General features: G+C 62.6%; 22 protein-coding genes. 20 read left to right on the plus strand and 2 right to left on the minus strand.

Going from position 1 to position 20,573, the window contains the following annotated elements:
- Positions 1–131: 131 nt before the first annotated feature.
- The 7 genes from BW934_RS11315 (at position 132) to BW934_RS11345 (ending at position 5,290) form a co-directional block, all read left to right on the plus strand.
- Positions 132–686: an NUDIX domain-containing protein gene (locus BW934_RS11315; RefSeq protein ID WP_076348168.1), complete on the plus strand. Its 555-nt coding sequence runs from the start codon at positions 132–134 to the stop codon at positions 684–686.
- Entirely contained in the window at positions 683–1,549 is an 867-nt protein-coding gene (gene rapZ, locus BW934_RS11320) for an RNase adapter RapZ (RefSeq protein ID WP_076348169.1), read from the plus strand. The genes BW934_RS11315 and rapZ overlap by 4 nt, the downstream gene beginning before the upstream one ends.
- A 3-nt stretch (positions 1,550–1,552) precedes the next feature.
- Positions 1,553–2,719: a gluconeogenesis factor YvcK family protein gene (locus BW934_RS11325; protein ID WP_084182581.1), complete on the plus strand. Its 1,167-nt coding sequence runs from the start codon at positions 1,553–1,555 to the stop codon at positions 2,717–2,719.
- A gap of 11 nt (positions 2,720–2,730) precedes the next feature.
- On the plus strand, positions 2,731–3,720 hold the full coding sequence (gene whiA, locus BW934_RS11330; protein ID WP_076348170.1) for a DNA-binding protein WhiA: 990 nt from the start codon (positions 2,731–2,733) through the stop codon (positions 3,718–3,720).
- 61 nt (positions 3,721–3,781) lie between these two features.
- Complete coding sequence (locus BW934_RS11335) at positions 3,782–4,054, plus strand: HPr family phosphocarrier protein (RefSeq protein ID WP_076348171.1); 273 nt, start codon at positions 3,782–3,784, stop codon at positions 4,052–4,054.
- A gap of 77 nt (positions 4,055–4,131) precedes the next feature.
- Complete coding sequence (locus tag BW934_RS11340; RefSeq protein ID WP_076348172.1) at positions 4,132–4,689, plus strand: hypothetical protein; 558 nt, start codon at positions 4,132–4,134, stop codon at positions 4,687–4,689.
- An 85-nt stretch (positions 4,690–4,774) separates the two neighbouring features.
- Entirely contained in the window at positions 4,775–5,290 is a 516-nt protein-coding gene (locus BW934_RS11345; protein ID WP_076348173.1) for a DUF402 domain-containing protein, read from the plus strand.
- Positions 5,291–5,369: 79 nt separating this feature from the next.
- Here BW934_RS11345 and BW934_RS11350 read toward each other — a convergent pair whose 3' ends face one another.
- On the minus strand, positions 5,370–5,585 hold the full coding sequence (locus BW934_RS11350; RefSeq protein WP_076348175.1) for a hypothetical protein: 216 nt from the start codon (positions 5,583–5,585) through the stop codon (positions 5,370–5,372).
- 98 nt (positions 5,586–5,683) lie between these two features.
- Between BW934_RS11350 and mutY the strand changes: the two genes are divergently transcribed.
- The 8 genes from mutY to BW934_RS11390 all read left to right on the plus strand — a co-directional run bounded on the left by mutY (position 5,684) and on the right by BW934_RS11390 (position 13,549).
- On the plus strand, positions 5,684–6,850 hold the full coding sequence (mutY, locus tag BW934_RS11355) for an A/G-specific adenine glycosylase (RefSeq protein WP_076348177.1): 1,167 nt from the start codon (positions 5,684–5,686) through the stop codon (positions 6,848–6,850).
- A gap of 26 nt (positions 6,851–6,876) precedes the next feature.
- Positions 6,877–7,530 (plus strand): Bax inhibitor-1/YccA family protein, encoded by a 654-nt coding sequence (locus BW934_RS11360; protein WP_076348179.1) that lies wholly within the window; start codon positions 6,877–6,879, stop codon positions 7,528–7,530.
- Between the two features lie 168 nt (positions 7,531–7,698).
- Positions 7,699–10,104, plus strand: a complete 2,406-nt coding sequence (leuS, locus tag BW934_RS11365; RefSeq protein ID WP_076348181.1) for a leucine--tRNA ligase — start codon at positions 7,699–7,701, stop codon at positions 10,102–10,104.
- 42 nt (positions 10,105–10,146) lie between these two features.
- Complete coding sequence (locus BW934_RS11370; protein WP_234969750.1) at positions 10,147–10,845, plus strand: FadR/GntR family transcriptional regulator; 699 nt, start codon at positions 10,147–10,149, stop codon at positions 10,843–10,845.
- A gap of 119 nt (positions 10,846–10,964) precedes the next feature.
- Positions 10,965–11,444: a hypothetical protein gene (locus tag BW934_RS11375; RefSeq protein ID WP_234969752.1), complete on the plus strand. Its 480-nt coding sequence runs from the start codon at positions 10,965–10,967 to the stop codon at positions 11,442–11,444.
- A gap of 263 nt (positions 11,445–11,707) precedes the next feature.
- Positions 11,708–11,911, plus strand: a complete 204-nt coding sequence (locus BW934_RS11380) for a hypothetical protein (RefSeq protein WP_076348387.1) — start codon at positions 11,708–11,710, stop codon at positions 11,909–11,911.
- Positions 11,912–11,933: 22 nt separating this feature from the next.
- Entirely contained in the window at positions 11,934–13,052 is a 1,119-nt protein-coding gene (gene ytvI, locus BW934_RS11385; protein WP_234969766.1) for a sporulation integral membrane protein YtvI, read from the plus strand.
- The gene (locus BW934_RS11390; RefSeq protein WP_076348185.1) at positions 13,049–13,549 is read left to right on the plus strand and encodes a ribonuclease FAU-1 family protein; all 501 of its coding nucleotides are present in this window, start codon (positions 13,049–13,051) and stop codon (positions 13,547–13,549) included. The genes ytvI and BW934_RS11390 overlap by 4 nt, the downstream gene beginning before the upstream one ends.
- Here the strand turns inward: BW934_RS11390 and BW934_RS11395 are convergent.
- Positions 13,520–14,059: an RsfA family transcriptional regulator gene (locus BW934_RS11395; protein WP_076348187.1), complete on the minus strand. Its 540-nt coding sequence runs from the start codon at positions 14,057–14,059 to the stop codon at positions 13,520–13,522. The genes BW934_RS11390 and BW934_RS11395 overlap by 30 nt on opposite strands.
- Positions 14,060–14,235: 176 nt before the next feature.
- Between BW934_RS11395 and BW934_RS11400 the strand changes: the two genes are divergently transcribed.
- From BW934_RS11400 to nth, 5 genes are read left to right on the plus strand one after another with little or no spacing between them, the layout of a single operon-like run.
- The gene (locus BW934_RS11400) at positions 14,236–16,506 is read left to right on the plus strand and encodes a DEAD/DEAH box helicase (protein ID WP_076348389.1); all 2,271 of its coding nucleotides are present in this window, start codon (positions 14,236–14,238) and stop codon (positions 16,504–16,506) included.
- Between the two features lie 2 nt (positions 16,507–16,508).
- Positions 16,509–17,789 (plus strand): ribonuclease H-like domain-containing protein, encoded by a 1,281-nt coding sequence (locus BW934_RS11405; protein WP_076348189.1) that lies wholly within the window; start codon positions 16,509–16,511, stop codon positions 17,787–17,789.
- A gap of 31 nt (positions 17,790–17,820) precedes the next feature.
- A complete protein-coding gene (locus BW934_RS11410; protein WP_076348191.1) occupies positions 17,821–18,456 on the plus strand; it encodes a YktB family protein in 636 nt (211 codons plus the stop codon).
- Positions 18,457–18,468: 12 nt separating this feature from the next.
- Positions 18,469–19,920 carry a bifunctional metallophosphatase/5'-nucleotidase gene (locus BW934_RS11415; protein ID WP_076348193.1) on the plus strand — a complete coding sequence of 484 codons (1,452 nt, stop codon included), beginning with the start codon at positions 18,469–18,471 and terminating at the stop codon, positions 19,918–19,920.
- Entirely contained in the window at positions 19,908–20,570 is a 663-nt protein-coding gene (gene nth, locus BW934_RS11420; RefSeq protein WP_076348195.1) for an endonuclease III, read from the plus strand. Before BW934_RS11415 ends, nth begins: the two co-directional genes overlap by 13 nt.
- The last annotated feature ends 3 nt before the right edge of the window (positions 20,571–20,573 follow it).

The raw sequence follows: 20,573 nt of genomic DNA on the forward strand, positions 1-20,573 counted from the left end.
ATGTGCGGTCTACTCTATAGACGTAGCACATTTGACCCCCTTTTGATATAGAGGTTCTTGGGCACTCGGTCTCCGAGTGCCGCTTTTTTTGTGTCGAACGCATCCCTGGTATACTTTTGGCGGAGCATGCTATGCTGTTCACAAATGGGGTGGACGCCTTGCAGGTGATTGTCAACTGTTACGCACCGTTTGACGGCGGGTTCGTGATGTTGCGCAAACCGCGCCGCGGATGGTGGTACCTGCCGGGCGGCAAGGTCGAACCGGGCGAATCGTGGAGGCTCGCGGCGATGCGCGAGTTCGCGGAAGAGACCGGCTTGGACCTCGCGGATGCAGAACTGCGCGGCGTGTATGAAATTCACATCGCAGAAGGTCCTGAAAGCGAAGAGAAGCGCCGGATTATCGCTCAATTTGTTGGGCGCGGCGCGGCCGGAACGCTTCACAAGTCTCATCGCGAGGGGACGCTGGCCGTCGTGACCAAGTCCGAGCTTCCAGGGCTTCCTATGGACGAGGGCGATCGCCTCATGCTCCTTCACGCCATGGCCGCCGAGGCATTGGGGGATGATCGCGTCTTTTTCGGCAGCTTCTCCTACGATGCGGAGCATCGCCTGCTTCGCTACGAGATGGATCCTGGGGGCTATCCGCTGGAATCGCTTTTTGCGCGCAGCCAAGAGGGGGATGTGCTGTGACCCACCGCTTGCAGGCGATTGTGCTGACCGGCATGTCGGGCGCGGGCAAGTCCACCGCGATGCAGGCGTTTGAAGACTTTGGGTTTTTCTGTGTCGACAATTTGCCGCCCGCTCTCATGCCGCGGCTCATCGATATGGCCGAGCACGCGTCCGGCAAGCTCACCAAGATGGCGTTTGGCTGTGATCTGCGCGGTGGAGAGCTTTTCGAACCGCTTCTGATGACCGTCCAGGAGATTCGCGAGCGCAGGGACGTGACCGTCACGCTGGTCTTTCTCGACGCGGACGATGCGACGCTGGTGCGGCGTTACAAAGCCTCGCGCCGCCGCCATCCGCTGTCGATGGGAGGACGGCTCCTCGAGAGCATCCAGGCGGAGCGACAAAAGCTTGCGGGGGTGCGGCAAGCGGCGGATGTCGTGATCGACACGTCGAATCTGTCGGCCAATCAGCTCAAACAGGAGCTGAGCCGCCGCTTCGTGGAACATGCCATGCGACTTCCCGTGCACGTGATCTCCTTTGGCTTCAAGTTTGGCGTCCCGCTCGATGCGGACATGGTGTTTGACGTCCGATTCTTGCCGAACCCGCATTATATCGATCACCTTCGACCGCACACGGGCGAAGATGAACCCGTGTACAACTACGTCATGCAATGGCCACAGACGCAAGCGTTCTTGAAGAAAGCAGAAGACATGTTGGACTTTCTTATCCCTGAATTCCAGCGCGAGGGGAAGAGCCATCTGGTCATAGGTGTGGGTTGCACCGGTGGTAAACATCGATCCGTGGCGGTCGCCAAACATATTGCGGAACACCTGAAGGACGTCGCCTTGGTCGATCTCACGCATCGGGACTTCAGGCGGGAGGACTAGCCCATGCGACAGTGGTGGTTGCTCGCGTGGACCATCGCCTGTTTCGGCATGGGCCTTTTGACGGGCGTCGTGAGGCTCGCGCGCTGGCCGCACGCTGCCGAGATCGGCGTGGCTGTCGTGCTTGCCGCTCTTCTGTTGCTCGCGTTTGGGTGGTGGTCGGACATTCGCCGCCAGCGGCGGATGCAAAAGTGGCGCGAGCGCAGGCTGAAGATCGTCTGTATCGGCGGGGGCACCGGGTTGTCGACGATCCTCCGCGGGTTAAAAGAGTACGACGTGGATCTGACCGCGGTCGTCACCGTGGCGGACGATGGTGGAAGTTCGGGAAGGCTGCGCCACGATTTCGCCATGCCGCCGCCCGGAGACATTCGCAACTGCTTGGTGGCGCTGGCTGATACGGAGCCCCTGTTGGAGCGATTGCTCCAGTTTCGCTTTCCGGCGGGCGAAGGGCTGGAGGGGCACAGTTTCGGCAACCTGTTTCTCGCGGCCATGACCCATATCATGGGGGACTTCGAATCGGCCATTCGCGAGACGAGCCGCGTCCTTGCCGTTCGCGGTAAGGTGCTTCCCGCGGTGCGCGAGGACGTGCGGCTGCGCGCGTATCTGGAAGATGGCCGCGTGGTTGAGGGTGAATCGCGCATTCCGGAAGCTGGCGGACGGATCGAGCGACTGGAGCTCGTTCCTGCCGAGCTCGAGCCCTTGCCTGATGTGTTGGCGGCCATCGAGTCGGCGGACGCCATCGTCATCGGGCCGGGCAGTCTGTACACGAGTGTGCTGCCCAACCTGCTCGTGCCTGGCATCTCGGATGCCGTGGCTTCGAGCAAGGCCTGCAAGATCTACATATGCAATGTCATGACGCAGCGCGGCGAGACAGATGACTTGTCCGCATCGAGCCACGTGCGCGTCATCTATCGGCACGTGGGCCGCCGCCTGTTTGACTATGTGCTGGTCAACGCGGCGCCGCTGCCCGAGGAGGCGCTGAGGCGCTACCAGGAGCAACAGAGCTATCCGGTGCGCGTGGACATGGAGGAACTTCACAAGCTCGGCCTCAAGGTCATTGCCCGCGACTTTATTCATTACGCGACCTACGCGCGCCACGATAGTCGCAAGGTGGCCGAACAGATTGTCAGCCTCCTTGGCTATGAGCGGGACACGAAGCACGTGATGAGATAGGAGAGATGGCGATGTCGTTTGCCGCGGAGACCAAAAAGGAACTGACGCAAATTGCATCGGATCCCGCGGCAACTCGGTACGAACTCATGGCCGTGTTTGCCCTGAGCGCATCCTTTCGCCTGAAGGAGGGTGCGGGCGCGCTCGTGATGGAGACGGAAAACGTGGCAACCGCGCGGCGCGTGTACACGTCCATCAAGCAACTGTTCGGCCTTCGTCCCGAGGTGGTCGTGAGGCGGAAGATGCGCCTCAAGAAGAACCACGTCTACACGTTGCGTCTGAGCCGCGCGCAGGCAGAACAAGTCCTCGAACAACTGGAGTACCGAGGGGAGATCGCCGAGGGGCCTCTGGCCTGCGCGTGGTCGTTGCCGCGCAGGGACGAGGCGCGGCGAGCCTTTCTGCGCGGCGCCTTTCTCGCGAGCGGCTCGGTCAACGCCCCCGGCAGCTCATCGTATCACCTGGAAATGTACGCGCACTCGCACGATCTCGCCGACTGGCTGATGCACCTCATGAATCACTATGGCTTGAACGCCCGCGTGACTGCGCGAAAGAAAGGCTACATCGTCTATATCAAAGAAGTCGAGAAGATCGTCGAGTTCCTGAGCGTCATCGGCGCCGTGCGGGCGCTGCTTCAGTTCGAGGATCGGCGGATCGTTAAAGGGATGCGGAATCAGGTAAATCGCCTGGTGAACTGCGAGACCGCCAACATGAATAAGACGATCTCGGCCGCCGTGCGCCAATTGGAACACATCCGGCTGATCGAGCATACGCTAGGGCTTGAGAGCCTGCCCGAGCATCTGCGCGAAGCGGCGATGCTCCGTCTCCAATATCCAGAATCCAACCTGCAGGAACTGAGCGCCGCCATCGGCGGACGCGTCTCCAAGTCTGGCTTGAATCATCGCTTTCGCAAGTTGGAGGAGATCGCCCAGGCGCTGCGAGATCGCTCGAAAAAAGGTGGCGCGGCTGTCGATAAATCGTCAGAAATGAGCCATAAAGAGCCGTGAAACCGCTATCTTACGCGGTGTTTCAAATGGTATACTGGAGATCAATCCTGAGGACTTGGTGATGAAAATGTTTGAGAAGGAAACGATTGTCCGCCTGCGCGGCGGTTTGTTTGCGCGCGCGGCCGCCAAGTTCGTTCAAGAGGCGACGCGCTTCAAAGCGGAAGTGTTCGTGGAGAGAGACGGTCGAGCCGTCAACGCCAAGAGCATCATGGGTGTCATGAGTCTCGCCATTCCGTCCGGCGAGCGGGTCGTGATTCGAGCCAGCGGCACGGATGAGCAGGCCGCTGTGCAGCAGCTGACGAAGCTCATCGAGTCCGAAGAACTGTTCGTGTGACGTCGCGTCGTCCGCGCTTGTTCTCCCTGGTCGCCCCGGTTCATACGATTCAGCGTGGAGAACCGGAGGTGTGGCGAATGGGGCGGAGGATGCGCGTCGGCAAGAAGCGCAGACTGCCGGTGTGGATGGCTGTGTCGGCGGCGTTGGCGCTGTTCCTCATGGTGTATGAAGGTTACCGCCTGATCATGCCCTTCGTTGCGCGAGATCCCCTGTATCACGAGGTCAATTTCGGCCAGCGCGTCATCGACGACTGGCAGTACGAAGGCGAAAACGAGGAGGGGTACCTCCTCTTTTACAACCCCACCAATGGCGATCGCGCCATGCTTCCGCCTCAGAGCCGATTGTTTGGCGCTGACGGCAAGTGGGTCGTGATCGAACATGCGGATGCGGCGTCCCTCACGTATGCGGAACCGCTCGCGGCGGCGCCGTGGTACGTGTATGTCGTTCTTTTCGCGGGCATGGGCTTCGGCGGCTGGTGGGCGTTTCAGCGGCTTCGCGCCAAGCGAGGCGCTCGGATGCGCGTCCGGCCTGCGCGTGGGTCGGCGCCGTCCGGGGGCGACGGCCGCGTGCAAGAGCGACCTCTGCGCAAATCCAGGCGCAGGTTCAAACCGCACCGGGGTTCGCGGCTTCTGTGACACGCTTCCTCCAGCTTTGTGATTTACGCAACTCATGGTAGTCTATATGGAAAGCGGATCTTACGGACAGGCAGGAGGGGCGTTTGTGGCGCTACGAGAGGGCCGCGTTCAACAAATTCACAAGCGCGAAGAACGCGGAATCGACCGCTCGAATGAGCCTTTCGTGATCGAAAAGCTTGTTCGCAGACCTGGGTTGGTGGTCGTGCAGCGCCCCGCATTCGAACCGGGCTACACCAATCACCTGCGCGAGATCTATCCTCAGTGGGGCATCGCCGTCAGCACGTGCATGGACAAGGGTGTCCCGGTGAAGCATCCCCGCCTGCGGTTTGACCATTACGTGGATCTCGTCAAGGTCTGGGAAGATCAGGAGTACATTTACGTCGAAGACATGTACGTGGACGTCCTGCTCTACGAGCGGTCGTACTACCATATCATCGACCTTGAGGAATTTGGTCAGGCGCTGTTCTCGAGGCAGATGAGCCTGGCCGAGGCGAGGCGCGTGTTGGACAACACGCAGCGCTTCGTGGACAGCTTCAAGCGCAGCCGTCTGTCGTACCAGGTTTGGAAACACAAGTACGGCGTTCACCGCCGTTACCCCTAGGCGAGGTGAGCTCGCAATAGCGGGTGACGGGCCAAAGGCCCGCGCCGCGAGGGCGGGCCTTGGAGCCTCTGTCGAGGTTTTATTGGCGGATCTCATCCATCACCTGCTGCGCCAACTCCTGCGCAGAATTTTGCATCGGATGCTTGTTCTGTCGCTGGCGCACGGCCTCCCAAGCTGCGATGCCCACGCTCGCGCCAATCAACAGGGCCGTCATCGTGCCCACCCCTTGATTTCGCCGCCGCCAGTTCATTCTGCCGCGAGCCATCCCGTTCACTGCATTCATCAGGTTCCACATGGCCACCCACCTCCAGGCGTATTGTTCTCCGAGGCGGCGAGCGGTATGAGGTGAACAGATGCCAAAGCAGCCGCGTTCGGGAAGGAGTCGTTCAAACAGTGGAAGAAAGCTTGGCAGCGTTCGCACATACACTAGAAGCGTGGTACAACCAGACGAGCCGCGACCTCCCCTGGCGCCGGACATCGGACCCGTACGCGATTTTGGTCAGTGAGACCATGCTGCAACAAACGCGCGTGGAGACCGTGATTCCGTACTACGAGCGGTTTATGAAACGTTTCCCCACTCCAGTCGATCTGGCGAATGCCGAGACGGATGACGTGCTCAAGCTGTGGGAGGGGCTCGGATACTATCGCCGCGCGCGCAACCTCAAGACAGCCATGGAGGTGGTGCGGGATCGACACGGTGGGCGGATTCCCGACCGCCCGGAGGAGCTTGAGGCGCTGCCTGGAATCGGTCCCTACACGCTTGGCGCTGTGCAGAGCATCGCCTTTAACCGCCCGTTCCCGGCCGTGGACGGAAACGTGCTGCGCGTGATGTCCCGGTATCTTGCCATCGAAGACCCTGTGGACTTGCCGGCCGTGAAGCGCCGGATCGAACGGGAGGTTGCACGGGCCCTGGCGGAGGGAACACCTCGAGTTCTGACGCAGGCCATCATGGAACTCGGGGCACTCGTCTGCGTCCCCAAGCGGCCGCGGTGTGAGGCCTGCCCTGTGGCTGCGAGCTGTAAGGCGCTCGCGCTCGGGGCGACGGACCGCTTGCCGCAACGCCTGCCGAAGCGATCGCGCCGCAGGCAGACGGTGGTGGCCCTGTGGATCACGCGCGGGCAATCCTTCTGGGCGGAAAAGCGGCCCGAGGGCGGTTTGCTCGGCGGGATGTGGCAGTTGCCGGCGGTCGAGATCGACCATCCCCCTCAAGCGGCCAGTCCGCTTGCGTCCCTGGAGGAGTATGCGCGGGCGCGCTACGCTGAGCTTCGCTTCGGGCAGGCCGCCCAAGCGGCAGCCGTGCGAGAGGAGACGCCGGTCGCGTTTGAGCGCGTGTGCGAAGCCACGCACGCGTTTACCCACCTGGACTGGACGGTTGTGGTCTATGCGCCTCTCGAGTATGATCAAGTTGAGGGCCAACCTTTTGACATGCATGCGAGCCGCGAGGGAGCGTGGGTGGCTTTCGAGGAGATTTCGAAGTTCGTGTGGCCTAAAGTATATCAGGACGTATTGCGCCAATTAACGCACGAAAAGCACAAGCAGTTGAACCTGTTTTCATGTTGAGGCATAACCTCACCGGAGGTGGTACGATGCAGCAGACGTATACGATCACGCAAAACAAAATTCTGTCGCGGGTTTTTCTCGGCCTGTGCGCGTCGCTCGTGACGGCTGGAGCCGGCGTCGTCGTCGGGACCCGTCTGCCGTACGGGTTGACGGCCATTTTGTGGCTCGTCGAGATCGGCATGATCGTCTACGCGATGTTTCGCCAGGCGACGCGGGCCATCGGCTATCCGTTTGTGTTCGCGTTCACGTTCATTTCGGGCATGACGTTGTCTTACGCCATCCTGTCGTACGCGTCGGTGTTTGGCATGACGCTCGTGCTCAAGGCGCTTGCCGTGACGGCGGGGGCGTTTCTCGTCGCTTCCATCGTGGCTTCGCGCACGTCGATGGATTTCTCGTTCCTCGGCGGTTTCTTGATGATCGGCACGTTGGCGCTGCTTTTGATGGGCCTTGTCGCCATGTTTACGGGCTTTTCCTCGGCAGCGAGCCTCATCTACGCGTACCTCGGCGTGGCGATTTTCATCGGCTATGTGCTGTTTGACGTGAATCGCCTCGCGCAGTACGGCGTCGCGGAACAACACGTGCCGTGGATGGTTCTTTCGCTGTATCTCGACTTCATCAACCTGTTCCTGTTCATTCTCCGACTCATGGGCATCATGAGCGGCGGGAGCGACAGGAGATAAGCGTGTGGATCCCGCGTGGGGCGCGAAAGCGCCCCTTTATTTTTAGTCAAAGTGGTGCGGGAAGGAGGAAGTGGCATTCCGAATCGCGCACGTCCTATAATACAGGACGAGAGTCTGTATGAGCGGATGGCGGCGAGGCCGCGACCGAATGGCACAGGAGGACAACCGATGGAATATCGCCCACAACAAATCGAGCAGAAATGGAAAGCAAGGTGGCGGCAACAAAACGCGCACAAGGCGGACGGAAGGAGCGGGAAGCCGAAGTATTACTGCCTCGACATGTTTCCCTACCCGTCCGGCAGCGGCCTCCACGTCGGTCACTGGCGCGGGTACACCATTTCAGACGTGTGGAGCCGGTACAAGAAGCTGCACGGCTATGAAATTCTGCACCCCATGGGTTGGGACGCGTTTGGCTTGCCCGCCGAAAACTACGCCATTCAAAACGGCATCCATCCGAGGGTGGCCACCGAGCAAAATATTGCAAACTTCAAGCGGCAACTTGAAGAAATCGGCGCGATGTACGACTGGGATCGCGAGGTCAACACCACCGATCCGTCGTTTTACAAGTGGACCCAGTACTTCTTTGTGAAGATGTTCGAGCGCGGGCTTGCCTACAAGAAGAAGATGCCCATCAATTGGTGCCCGAGCTGCAAAACCGGCCTCGCTAACGAAGAGGTGGTCGACGGTTGCTGCGAGCGCTGTGGGGCGCCCGTCACGCGCCGCGAGATGGAGCAATGGATGATCAAAATCACCGAATACGCGGATCGGTTGTTGAACGACCTGGACAAGCTCGACTGGCCGGAGCACGTCAAGCGCATGCAGCGGGCCTGGATCGGCCGCAGCGAGGGCGCGCGAATCCGCTTCCGCTTGGCCGATCACGACGGCGAGATCGAGGTGTTCTCGACCCGGCCCGATACCATCTACGGCGCCACCTACATGGTGCTCGCGCCGGAGCACCCGCTGGTGGCCCGCATCACGGCGCCGGAGCGCAGGGCAGAGGTCGAGGCATACGTCGAGCAGGCGCTGCGCAAATCGAACGTCGAGCGCCAGGTCGCCGACAAGACGAAGACCGGGGTGTTCACCGGCGCGTACGTGCACCATCCGCTGCTCGACAAGCGGCTGCCGGTGTGGATCGCCGACTACGTCCTGATGGACTATGGCACGGGCGCGATTATGGCCGTGCCCGCGCACGACGATCGCGACTTTGAGTTTGCGGAGCAGTTCGGCCTGGACGTGATCGAAGTCGTGCGGCCGCGCGAGGGCGCCACAGAGCTTCCCTACACCGGAGACGGCGTGCTGGTCAACTCCGGCCCGCTCAACGGCCTCTCGGTCGATGAGGCCAAGAAGCGCGCGATTGAGCTGATGGCGGAAAAAGGCCAGGCCGAGCCGGCGGTGTCCTACCGGCTGCGCGACTGGGTGTTCGCCCGCCAGCGCTACTGGGGCGAGCCGATTCCGATTGTGTATTGTCAGGCCTGCGGCACCGTGCCCGTCCCGGAGGACCAGCTGCCGGTGCTCTTGCCGGACGTCGAACGGTACGAGCCGACGGGGACAGGCGAGTCCCCGCTTGCGGCCATTGAGTCATTTGTGCATGCCACGTGTCCGCGGTGCGGCGGACCGGCCAAGCGAGAGACGGATACCATGCCGCAGTGGGCCGGATCGTGCTGGTATTTCCTTCGGTACGCCGATCCGCACAACGACCAGGCTCCCTTTTCGCGCGAGGCGGTCAATTACTGGCTCCCCGTCGACATGTACATCGGCGGCGTGGAGCACGCGGTGCTGCACCTGCTGTACGCGCGCTTCTACGTGAAGTTCATCTACGATCTCGGCCTGATCGACTTCGACGAGCCGTTCCAGCGCCTGTTTACTCAGGGCATGATCACCCTGAACGGTGCCAAGATGTCGAAGTCGAAAGGCAATGTGGTCAACCCAGACGACATCATTGCCCGGTACGGCGTCGACGCGCTGCGCATGTACGAGATGTTCGTCGGCCCGCCGGAGGAAGAGGCCGAGTGGAGCACCAACGGGCTTGAGGGCGTCGCCCGCTTCCTGGCCCGCGTGTACCGCCTGTATGCGCAGCACGTCCAGCAGATGGTCCCGGAGCGCCCTGCGCTGACGCGGCTTCGGCATCGGTTCGTGGCCGCTCTGACGGAGCGCATGGAGAGCTTCCGCCTCAACACCGCGGTGAGCGCGTTCATGGAGTACGTGAACAGCCTGCAGCAGGAGGCCAAGGACGGGCTCGATCGCGCCACGCTGGAGACGCTGGCGATTGCGCTGGCGCCGTTCACCCCACACCTTGGCGAAGAGTTGTGGGAGATGCTGGGGCACGAGAGCTCGGTGTTCGAGCAGTCGTGGCCCACGTATGACGAGGCGTGGCTGCGCGATGATGAGGTCGAGATCGCCGTGCAAGTGAACGGCAGAGTGCGCGGGCGGCTGACGATACCCGCGGACATGCGCGCCGAGGATGCCATCGCGAAGGCGAAGGCGCTGCCGGAGATCGCCGAGTGGATCGATGGCAAGCAGGTGGTCAAAGAAGTGTTTGTGCCCGGGCGAATTGTCAATTTGGTGGTCAAGTGACGCGATGGCCGGGCCCTGCGCGGCCCGCAGGGGGAGTCGCTGATGCAAGAGCGTTCGGGCAAGCTGTACATGGAAATCGCCGAGGAGATCCGCAGGCAGATCGAAGAGGGCGTCTTCCGGCCTGGCGATCGCCTGCCGACGCTGCGGGAGCTCGCGGATCGATTCGGCGTGAGCCGCGCCACGGTGCGGGAGGCGCTCGGCGCGCTGCGCGGCCAAGGGCTCGTCGAGTTTCGCCACGGCATGGGCACGTACGTCCGAACGGCTTCCGTCGAGATGTGGATGCAGCCGCTCGACGCGGCCATTCTCCTGAGCTACGACAATGTGAGCGATCTCGTCGAGCTTCAGACGGCCGTGCTGGCGCAAATCGCGTACCGGGCTGCGGCCAACCGCATGGCGTCCGACTACTCTGCCCTGTCCCACGCGCTGTTTGAGATCGAAGCTTCGCCGCGCCGCAGCGAGCACCGCATCGCGAGCGAGCTCAAGTTCTTCAGCGTGCTCGCCGAAGTGGCGGGGAATCGCCTGCTTGAGAACGCGCTGCGCGTGTTGCAAGAGGCGCTCCGGTCGAGTCTTCGCCTGTTGAGCCCAAAATCGGACCTCGGCGTCAAGGCCTGTCGGGCGATTTACAATGCCGTGCAAACGGGGAGGCCTGCCGAGGCCCGGGATGCGGTGTACGCCTATGGCGAAGCCATCTTGCGGACCTTGGCGGAGAAAAAGGGAAACCATCGGTCCACGTCGATGTGAGGTTCCTTTGCCGAGCCCGCTGTGATATACTGTAGATGTAAGCGCTATCAGAACGGATGCTTGGCGAACGAAGGATGAGATAGATGGATATGGTCAGCAGGATGGTGTGGTGATTCCACATGAAGAAGGGACGCAAGGACATTCTGCGGGCAAATGAAAGGTTGGTTCACGTGGGACACAAGCTTTTGATGGTCGCCTGCTCCGATTCGGACCGTTGGTTTGTCGACCGCGCGGTGGCCGCTGGATTCGACGTCCGGCTGCTTGTGTGCTTCGAGGATATTCAGCACAAAGCGCGCGCGTGGCATCCGGACCGCCTGCTCGAGGTGCCTGCGCACAAGGCGAGCGTGACGGAGGCGGTGCGCGGGCAGAGGTTTGAAGCCGCCTGCGTTTGCGAGCTTGGAGACCCCATTCGAACGGCTCTGGTGGTGCAGGCGCTCCGGGATGCGAGTGTCCCGCGTGTCGTGGTGTTGACGCGCCATGCTGCCCGAGCCCCGCTGTACGCGCGTTCCGGCGCGCACGACGTCATTTGTGCGGAGGAACGTGACCACGTATGGACCACGTTTCTTCATGGCATGAGCGTACAGGAGCCGGCTTCCTAATTGGAACCTTGGGATGAGCTTTGTTTGGCTTGAGTGATAGGCAACTATGGCATTGGACGACCTCCAGCTGAAACCTGAACGACGGTGAGGTTTCGTCCATCCATCGTCAGCTTGAAGCGATTCGCCGTGAGGATTCACGGCGAATCGTCGTGTTTACTCGTTTTGCTCGTGTCTGCGAGTCGAGCGTGACAGGCGAGTGTGGTATGATGAAGGCGAAGTCGCAGACCCTCTTTTGTCATGAGATGGGAGGCATCAAAACACGCATGTCCGTGCAAATTCGGATTGTGTTTTTTCTCATTGCGCTCTTGACCATGGGCGGTCTAGCAGCCGGAGCCGTTCTTATGGCGCAGGGCCATCATGCGTGGCTGTCCGCGCTTTGCTACGTGGTTGCCCTGGTCATCGCAGGATTTGGGTTCATGCTGCGCCGGCGGTACGTCAAGCCGCTGACCGCTGAGAGTCAACACTGAAGGAGAGCTGCCCTTGCCTCGTATGGCACGAGATGCCCAAATGCGCCGCTATCTGTGGCGCGTCCTGGAAATTGTTCTCATGCTGGCGTTCATTGCCGCGTTCGTGCTGGCGCTTGCGAATCTGATGCGGTACATCCTGCCGTTCGTCATTGGCTGGGTGTATGCCATCCTTCTGATTCCGCTCGTCCGATGGCTGGAGCGGCGCGGCTTGTCCCGCCTCACGTCCGTGCTGTTGGTGCTCGGCGTGAGTGTCCTATGCATCGTCGCGCTGTCTGCGGGCATTATCATCGGCGCGCTGCGCGAGGCCACCTCCTTTGTGGCGCACAGCCAAATGTTCTTCCGCGTCCAGTTGGCGCAGATTGAGGGCGAAATTGAAAACGGAGAGTCGCTCTACGGACAGCTTCCTCCTCAGGCGTCCAACGCGGTGCAGTCGGCCATCACGCAGTTTGCGCACGGGCTCGAGGGCAGCGTACACAAGATCATCACGGATCTCATTGGCATCGTCACGCACCTTCCCGATACCATCTTCATCGCCGTCATTTCCGTCATCACGGCGTTCTTCATCCTGCAGCGGCGCGAGCGCATGCTCGCTAGGTTTTACCGGATGATGCCGCCGGGGTGGGCGCCAAAGCTGAACGCCGTGTTTGAGGACATGGAGCGCGCATTTCTCGGCACCATCCGCGTTCAATTCATTCTGATGTGCTTGTCCATGTTCCTCGGCATGATCGGCATGTTCGTCCTCGGGTTTCCGTATGCCATCCTGCTCGGCATCCTGTTCGGCCTATCGGGCCTTGTTCCCATGGTCGGATCGGCCATTCTCACGGTCCCATGGGCCATTGTGGCGCTCATCACGGGCCATGTCGCGGTGGCCATCAAGGTCTTGGCGCTGCAGGTCGTGATCTCGCTCATCCGTCACGCCGTGGAACCGAAAATCCTGGCAAACAACGTCGGTTTGGATACGCTGGCGACGCTTTTTGGACTTTACGTCGGGTTCAAGGTGATGGGATTCATCGGCCTGTTCATCGGTCCGATTTTCCTGATTGGGGTCAAGGGGTTGCTCCAGACGCGGCTGTTCAGTGATTTTCTTCCGGCAGAGGCCGGGGCCGAATCGGCTCCCGATCCCGGGGGGGAAGAGGTTTGAGGCTCATCAGTCTCAGGCCAGACGGTTCCCGCCATCGCGTCTGGTCCTCGGTCGAGCCAGGGCGCTTTGGCGGGTGGTGGGTCCCGCCGGGCACGCCGGTCCTGGACGCTGGTGGCGCCTGGAGTTCACCCTACCCGGTGGCGGCCCTGGCCTGGCCTCGGGCTTGGTTTCAAGTGTTCGTTCTGCTGAAGCCCGACCGGACGGACTACTATGTCAACATCTGCACACCACCCGCGCTTGGGGCGGACGTGGTGTGGATTGATCTCGATCTCGACGTTCGCCTGGAAGCCGGGCGGCTGTGGATCGCAGACGAAGAAGAGTTTCTCCGTCGACGTGACACGTATCCGCCGGCCTGGCGCGCCGCCGCCGAGCACACCGTGCTGGCCGTCGAGCGCGCGATGCGAAGCGGCGCCTATCCGTTTCGACCATCATTCGCCGAGGCGCTGCGCGCCGAGTGGGCGGCGAGGTCAAGTGCCGGCGGACCGGTTGTCGGCTAGCAGTTTGCGCGCTCGTTCCATGATGGCAAACAGCGTGCGCGAATCTTCCTCCAGCTGTTCCGGCGACAGGGCCGTCTCTGCGCCTCCCTCGCGCAGCTGCGACTCGAGCGCGCGGACGCGCGCTTCCAGCTCTGCCTTCTCTCGCTCGATCGCGGAGACGTACTCGCGCAGCCTCTGGTATTGTTCGTCGTACGTCTGCAGGAAGCGAATGACCTCCTGCATGGATTCGGTCGGTCCCGATGGGGCCTTCTGCGTATGCGCCTTCGCGTGCATCGTCTTGCGCTCGGCTTTGGCCGCCTCGATCTCGTCCTGGTATCGTTTGCGAATGACGCCGTTCCAGCGATATCCGCACGCGGCAGCCGTCCTTCCAAGCTGTTGGGCCGCTTCCTCAAACGCCTTCAGCTGCGTGCTGCCCGTGCGGATGTGGCGCAGCACCAGCTGAGCGAGGCGCTCGTCGTCCTCTGGTGTCCACGCATCCGAGCGCACAGGGCCTTTTTCAACGGATGCCAAGGTGATTCCTCCCTCGTCTCAGTACTATACTTATGGCCATGGCGTAGAAGTTTCATACGCATCCTACCTGCCGCTTTGTTACATGGTATGATTGAAATCTGATTTCGTGACTGAAGAGACAAGGCGATGTAGCGCGTTCTTCTCTTGAGTCTTTCTCATAGAAGCGGATGATGAAGATGAATCTGGAACAGCTGTTGGACGAGTGGCGGCGCGATGCGCAGTTTTTGCGCCAGGTCACGTCGTGGCGCGTCGTGCCCGCGCGCATCGGGCGCTACGCCGATTTCCCCAGCGAGCTTCACCCGGAGCTCTGTGCCTCGCTCGCGGCGCGAGGCATTGAGCGCCTGTACGCCCATCAGCGCGAGGCGTGGGACTTGATTCAAGCGGGCCGGGATGTCGTGATCGCCACACCCACGGCCAGCGGCAAGACGCTGTGCTACAACCTGCCCGTGCTTCAGGCCATCCTCAGGGACGAGAGTGCGCGGGCGCTCTACGTCTTTCCTACGAAGGCGCTCGCGCAGGACCAGGTGGCGGAGTTGAACGATCTCGTCCGCCATCTCAAAACTTCGGTGCGCACGTTCACGTACGACGGGGACACGCCCGTCCACGCTCGCCAAAAAATTCGCGAGGCGGGCCACATCGTCGTCACGAATCCCGACATGCTGCACGCGGCCATCCTGCCACATCACACGAAGTGGCTGCGCTTGTTTAGGAATCTGCGCTACGTCGTGATCGATGAAGCGCACATCTATCGAGGCGTGTTTGGCAGCCACGTGGCGAACGTCATTCGCCGGCTCTTGCGCATCGCCTCCTTCTACGGCGCGCGTCCGCAGATGGTGTTCTGCTCGGCCACCATCGCCAACCCGGGGGAGCTCGCGTCGCGGCTTTGCGGGCGCGAGACGGCTGTCGTATCGGAGTCAGGCGCACCGGAGGGCGAGAAGCACGTCATTTTGTACAATCCTCCCGTGGTCAATCCCGCCCTCGGCTTGCGTCAATCGGCGATCACGGCCGCGCGGCGCCTCGGCTCGCGCCTGCTTCAGCACGAAATTCCGACCATCCTTTTCGCGCGCACCCGCAACCAGGTGGAGATCCTTGCGTCGTATTTGCGCCGCGATGCGCGCGAACTCTTGCGGCCGCGCATTGTCAGCTACCGCGGCGGCTACCTTCCCAATGAACGGCGCGCCATCGAGCGGGGCTTGCGCGAAGGACAAATTCTGGGCATGGTGAGCACCAACGCGCTCGAACTCGGGGTCGACATCGGGTCGTTGGAGGTCGCCATCACGGTCGGGTATCCGGGTTCTGTGGCGTCCACCCGGCAGCAGATGGGCCGCGCCGGGCGGCGCAAAGGCACCTCCGCCGCCATTTTTGTGGCGACCAGTTCAGCGCTCGACCAGTGGATGGTCCGCCATCCCGAGGCCTTGTTGGACGCGTCGCCCGAGGCGGCTCGCATCTATCCCGACAATCTCCTCATTTTGATGGATCATCTCAAGTGCGCGGCCTATGAGTTGCCGTTCAACCCGGGCGAGCGGTTTGGCGTGGAGACGACAGGCGAGCTGCTCGACTACCTGGTGGACATGCGCGTCCTGCACCGCGCGCAGGATGGCCGCTACTATTACATGGCCGACGACATGCCCGCGCACGCGGTATCGCTGCGAAGCGCGGCCCAGGAAAACGTCGTGATCGTCAACCACGCCGAGCATCCGCCCGTGGTCATCGGGGAGATGGACCGATTCAGCGCGCTCACGATGTTGCACGAGGAAGCCATCTATCTGCACCAGTCGCAGATGTACCAGGTGGAGAAGCTCGATCTCGACAACGGCAAGGCGTTCGTCCGCCCGGTGGCGTGCGATTACTATACCGATGCCGAGCTTTCCGTGCACCTGCAGGTGCTCGAGGAGAACGATCGGGCGGAGGCGGGCTCCCTCTGTCACTACACGGGCGACGTCGCCGTGCACGCCACGCCGACCTTGTTCAAGAAGATCAAGCTGGAGACGCACGAGAACGTGGGCTGGGGCAAGATTTATCTTCCCGAGGCCGAGTTGCACACGGTCGGCTATTGGATCACGTTTGATCGATCCGGCTTTCCGGCTTCGGACGACGCGTGGGAGGCGGCGCTCAAAGGGCTTGGGCACGTGCTGAAGCATGCCGTGGCGCTGCACGCCATGTGCGCCGCGTCCGACGTGCACGTCGCTGTCGAAGTGCGCGATCCCCAGTATGCCAGGCCGTCCGTGTATGTGTACGACGCGTACCCCGGCGGCGTGGGCATCGCCGAGCGCGTGTACCGCGATCGTGATCAGATCTTTGCGACCGCATTCGACATGGTGCAGGGGTGTCCTTGCGAGGTCGGCTGTCCGAGTTGCGTGGGGCCGGCCGTGGAAGGGGAGAACCTCAAGCCGTGGGTCGCGGAGCTTCTCTCGTCTTTGTGTGCCGCGGGGGCAGGGAGGGCCTGACGATGGGGCGAAGCCTGCTGGAGAAACTGAAGGACCTCGAGCGCACGGCGGGCGCCAAGCGATCCCATCCCGAGCAACCCGCCGCAGACGGCGCGATGGCCGCGGTGACCCCCGAGCCCGCCAAGCGCCAAGACCCGCAGCCGCCCGCGCGCGAGGCGGAACTGGCCGAGGCCGGATTTCAGCCCATCCAGACGCAAGACGGGATCGTCCACGTGCGCGAGACCGCGTTCGATCTCTGCACGCACTACGGGGGGCGCCCGTTCGCCGACTGTTTCGCCTGCGATCTCGGCCGCCTGAGCCGGCTCGCGCACGTCGATTTGGACGTGGAGCGCCTCCTGTTTTACGACGTCGAGGCCACGGGGCTCGGTCACGGCGGCGGCACGGTGCCCTTCCTGCATGCCCTTGGGTATTTTGCGGAAGACGAATTTCGAGTGGCCCAGTACTTTGTCCCCGATTATCCGAGCGAGGGCGCGGCAGTCCGGCTGCTCGCCGAGCGGTTCGCGAGCGGCGCGCCCGTTCTCGTCACGTACAACGGCAAATCGTACGACTGGCCGCTCTTCGTCAGCCGGTGTGTGCTTTACGGCGTCGTTCCGGCGGAGCCCGCGCATCTCGATCTGCTCCACCCTGCGCGGCGGCTTTGGAAACAGGTCATGGGGCGCGTGAAACTCGCGGACATCGAGGCGATGCTCGGCGTCGCGCGCGAGGGGGACTTGCCGGGCAGGGAGGCGCCCATGCGCTATTTCGCCTACGTGGAAGGTGCGCCGCTGTCGACGCTCGAAGACGTGTTTGCCCACAACCTCCGAGACGTGTGCACGCTCGCCCGGCTCACCCTTGAACTGGCCGATGCACTCGCCGAAAAGCGCTCCTGGCCGCACGCCGCGCCGCACGTCGGCCTCGCCACCTGGTTTGACGCGTGGCGGGAGTGGGAGTCGGCCGACGCCCAGTTTCGCCAGGCCGTCGTGCAGGAGGACGCCGATTGGCGCGCCCGCTGGTTGTTCAGCCTGTTCTTGAAACGGCGCGGCCGGTGGGAGGAAGCTTATGATCTATGGCAGGAGTTGGCCGAGGCGTACCCCGACCGTCCCGAGCCGTGTGTGGAAACGGCCAAGTACCTTGAGCATCACCGGCGCGATCTCGTCCGGGCGCTTGCGGCCGCGGAGGCTGCACGGGCTCGCATGCAGGCCGGATCGCGCGAACACGCGGAAATTGTGCGGCGGATCGAGCGCATCCGGCGAAAGCTCGAGCGGGAATCGGCTTGCCAGGCCGACATGCGTCGTCTACTGTAAAGGGAGCATACGCGTAAGGAAGGTGCGGGCGGTGTTTGCAGGATGGACCGTTGACGATTTCGCGGCCATGGAAGCGCCGGGGCTTGCGGCGCGCATGGAGCTGATTCGAGCGCGCATTCAGCCGAAGTTCATCCAGCTGGCCGAACACTTCGAGCCATGGCTCTCGGCGCAACTTGGCATGCCCATCCACACGCATGTCGCCAAACACGCGAGGCGGACGGTCAATCCGCCTGAGAGCACATGGGTCGCGTTCAGTTCGGATCCGCGCGGATACAAGAAACATCCACACTTCCAAATCGGCCTGTTTGCGTCGCACGTGTTCGCCGTCTTCGGCTACATCGACGAAGGCGTGGAGAAAGGCCAGTTCGGCGCGCGCGTGGCGGAGGCGAGCGGCGAGGTGTATGCCAAGCTGCCGGGGGATTTTGTCGTGATCGAAGATCACACGTCGCCCGACTTCACTTCTGTCCGAGAGCTTGGGGAAGACGGCCTGCGGCGGATCGCGGAGCGACTGGCCGCCGTGAAGAAGGCGGAGATGCTTTTGGGGCGCACGGCCTCCCGAGGCGAAGCGGTCCAGATGTCGGGCGACGAGTTTGTGCGGTTTGTGGAACAAACATTCACCACCGCGTGTTCTCTCTACGAGCTGGCCAGGCCGATGGCGCAGAAGTAGCGGGGTGTCGACGTGCGCATTCACTTGCTTCACATGAACGATTTGCACAGCCGTCTCGAGAATCACATGCGCATCGGCGCCAAGCTTCGCGCGCTGAGAGCCGAGATCGAGCGGAAGGGCGAGGCTTGGCTCACGTTCGATCTCGGCGATGTGCTGGACCGCGTGAGGCCCGAGACCGAGGCCACCACCGGGCTTTTGAACGCGGATTTGATGCGCACGCTCGGCGTGGATGGCTGGGTCTTCGGCAACAACGAGGGGCTCACCATCCCGGTGGAGAGGTGGGAAGAGCTCGTCCGCCGCTCAGGCGCCGTCGCATTTGGCACCAACCTGCGCCGCTCGGATGGCCGCCCGTTTCCGTTCTTTACGGACACGCACGTGTATCGGACCGGCGGCATGCGCATCGGGGTGTTTGGCCTCACGCCGAACTACGACCTGCCCTACCGCATGCTCGGCGTCACGGCCTTGGATCCGCTGGAATCCGCCCGGCGGGCCGTGCGGGATCTTGTGGCCCAGCGCGTGGATGCCATCGTCTGTCTGTCGCACATGGGGCTTCGCTTTGACCGGATGCTCGCCCAGGAGCTTCCGCAGATCACCTGCATCCTCGGCGGGCATACGCATGAGACCATGTACGAGGCCGAGTACATCGGGCAAACGGCGGTCTTCCAGCCAGGGAAGCACGGCTTTTCCTTCGGCCACACGGTGCTCGAGCGCTCCCAGGGGCGGGTTCTGGCGCGATCGGAGCGCGTGCCCGTTGAACCCTGGGACGCCCTCGACGCTCGCATGATGGAGACGTACGCTCGGCAGCGCGCCGACGTGGAGCGCGAGTTGAAGCGCCCCGTGGCGTCTCTGGCGGAGCGCCTGCAGCTTGGCTACGAAGACGAGTGCACGTTCGCCAACCTGCTGACCGATATCCTGTTTGACGCATTCGATGGCCAGCTCGCCCTCATGATGGCGGGCGCCCTCAACGCCAGCCTCCTGCCTGGGCGCATCACCGCGGAGCACGTGCTCGGCGCTTGCCCAACGCCCACGCGGCCCATTGTGGTGACCATGCGCGGGGCGGACATCCTCGAGGCCATCGATCTCGCGCTGAAACCGGAGATCTACGACCGCCAGGGCATTGGCTTCGGATTTCGGGGTGGCCGCATTGGCGTGCTCGCGCTTTCGGGCGGGATCGCCGAAATCGAGCGGCGCACGGGTGCACGGCGGGTCCGACGCGTGCTGCTCGGCGGAGAGCCCATCCAACCGGAGCGAGACTACCGCGTCGTCACGTGCGAATACCTGTGGCTGTCTCCGCTCTTCCCTCCGTTTCGCCGCGCACGAGACATCACGTACCAGCGGCCCCTGGTGCGGGACCTGCTCATGAAACACCTCGGCGATCCCGGCCGCGTCGAGCGCGCACGGCTACCTCGCTATGAGGTGGTGGACCCGGTGGAAAGGAGGACCGAGGGCGCATGGCCGCGTTAGACCGCGAGGATTCCATCCGCGTCGTGGAACGGCTGCTCGAGGCATACCCAGATGCCCGCTGCCAGCTGCACTTCACGACCCCGTTTGAGCTGCTTGTCGCCACCATGTTGTCGGCTCAGTGCACGGATGAGCGCGTCAATATGGTCACACCCAAGCTGTTTGCGAAGTATCGCGGACCTGAGGCCTTTGCCAACGCAACGCCCGAGGAAGTCGCCGAAGACATCCGCGAGGTCGGCTTATTTCGCTCGAAGTCGAAGCATATCGTGGAGACGGCGCGCATTCTCGTCGACGCGTACGGAGGCGAGGTGCCTCGCGGCCGCGATCAGCTGATGGAACTGCCGGGCGTGGGTCGCAAGACCGCCAACGTCGTCGTGTCCAACGCCTTTGGCGTGCCCGCGTTCGCCGTCGACACGCACGTCCAGCGCGTGACGAATCGCATCGGGCTCGCGCACTCGAACGACCCGCTGAAAACCGAACAACAGGTGTGCGCAAAACTTCCGCCCGAGCTTTGGACCAAGGCCCACCACGCGCTCATTCTGCACGGCCGGCGGGTCTGTACCGCGCGCAAGCCCAAGTGCCACGCGTGTCCCGTGGCCGATCTGTGCCAGTACGCCAAGCGTCTCGCGCAGCCACAGACAGGGCAACACTAAAGG

The organism is Alicyclobacillus vulcanalis (assembly GCF_900156755.1).
GTDB classification, from domain to species: Bacteria; Bacillota; Bacilli; order Alicyclobacillales; family Alicyclobacillaceae; genus Alicyclobacillus; species Alicyclobacillus vulcanalis.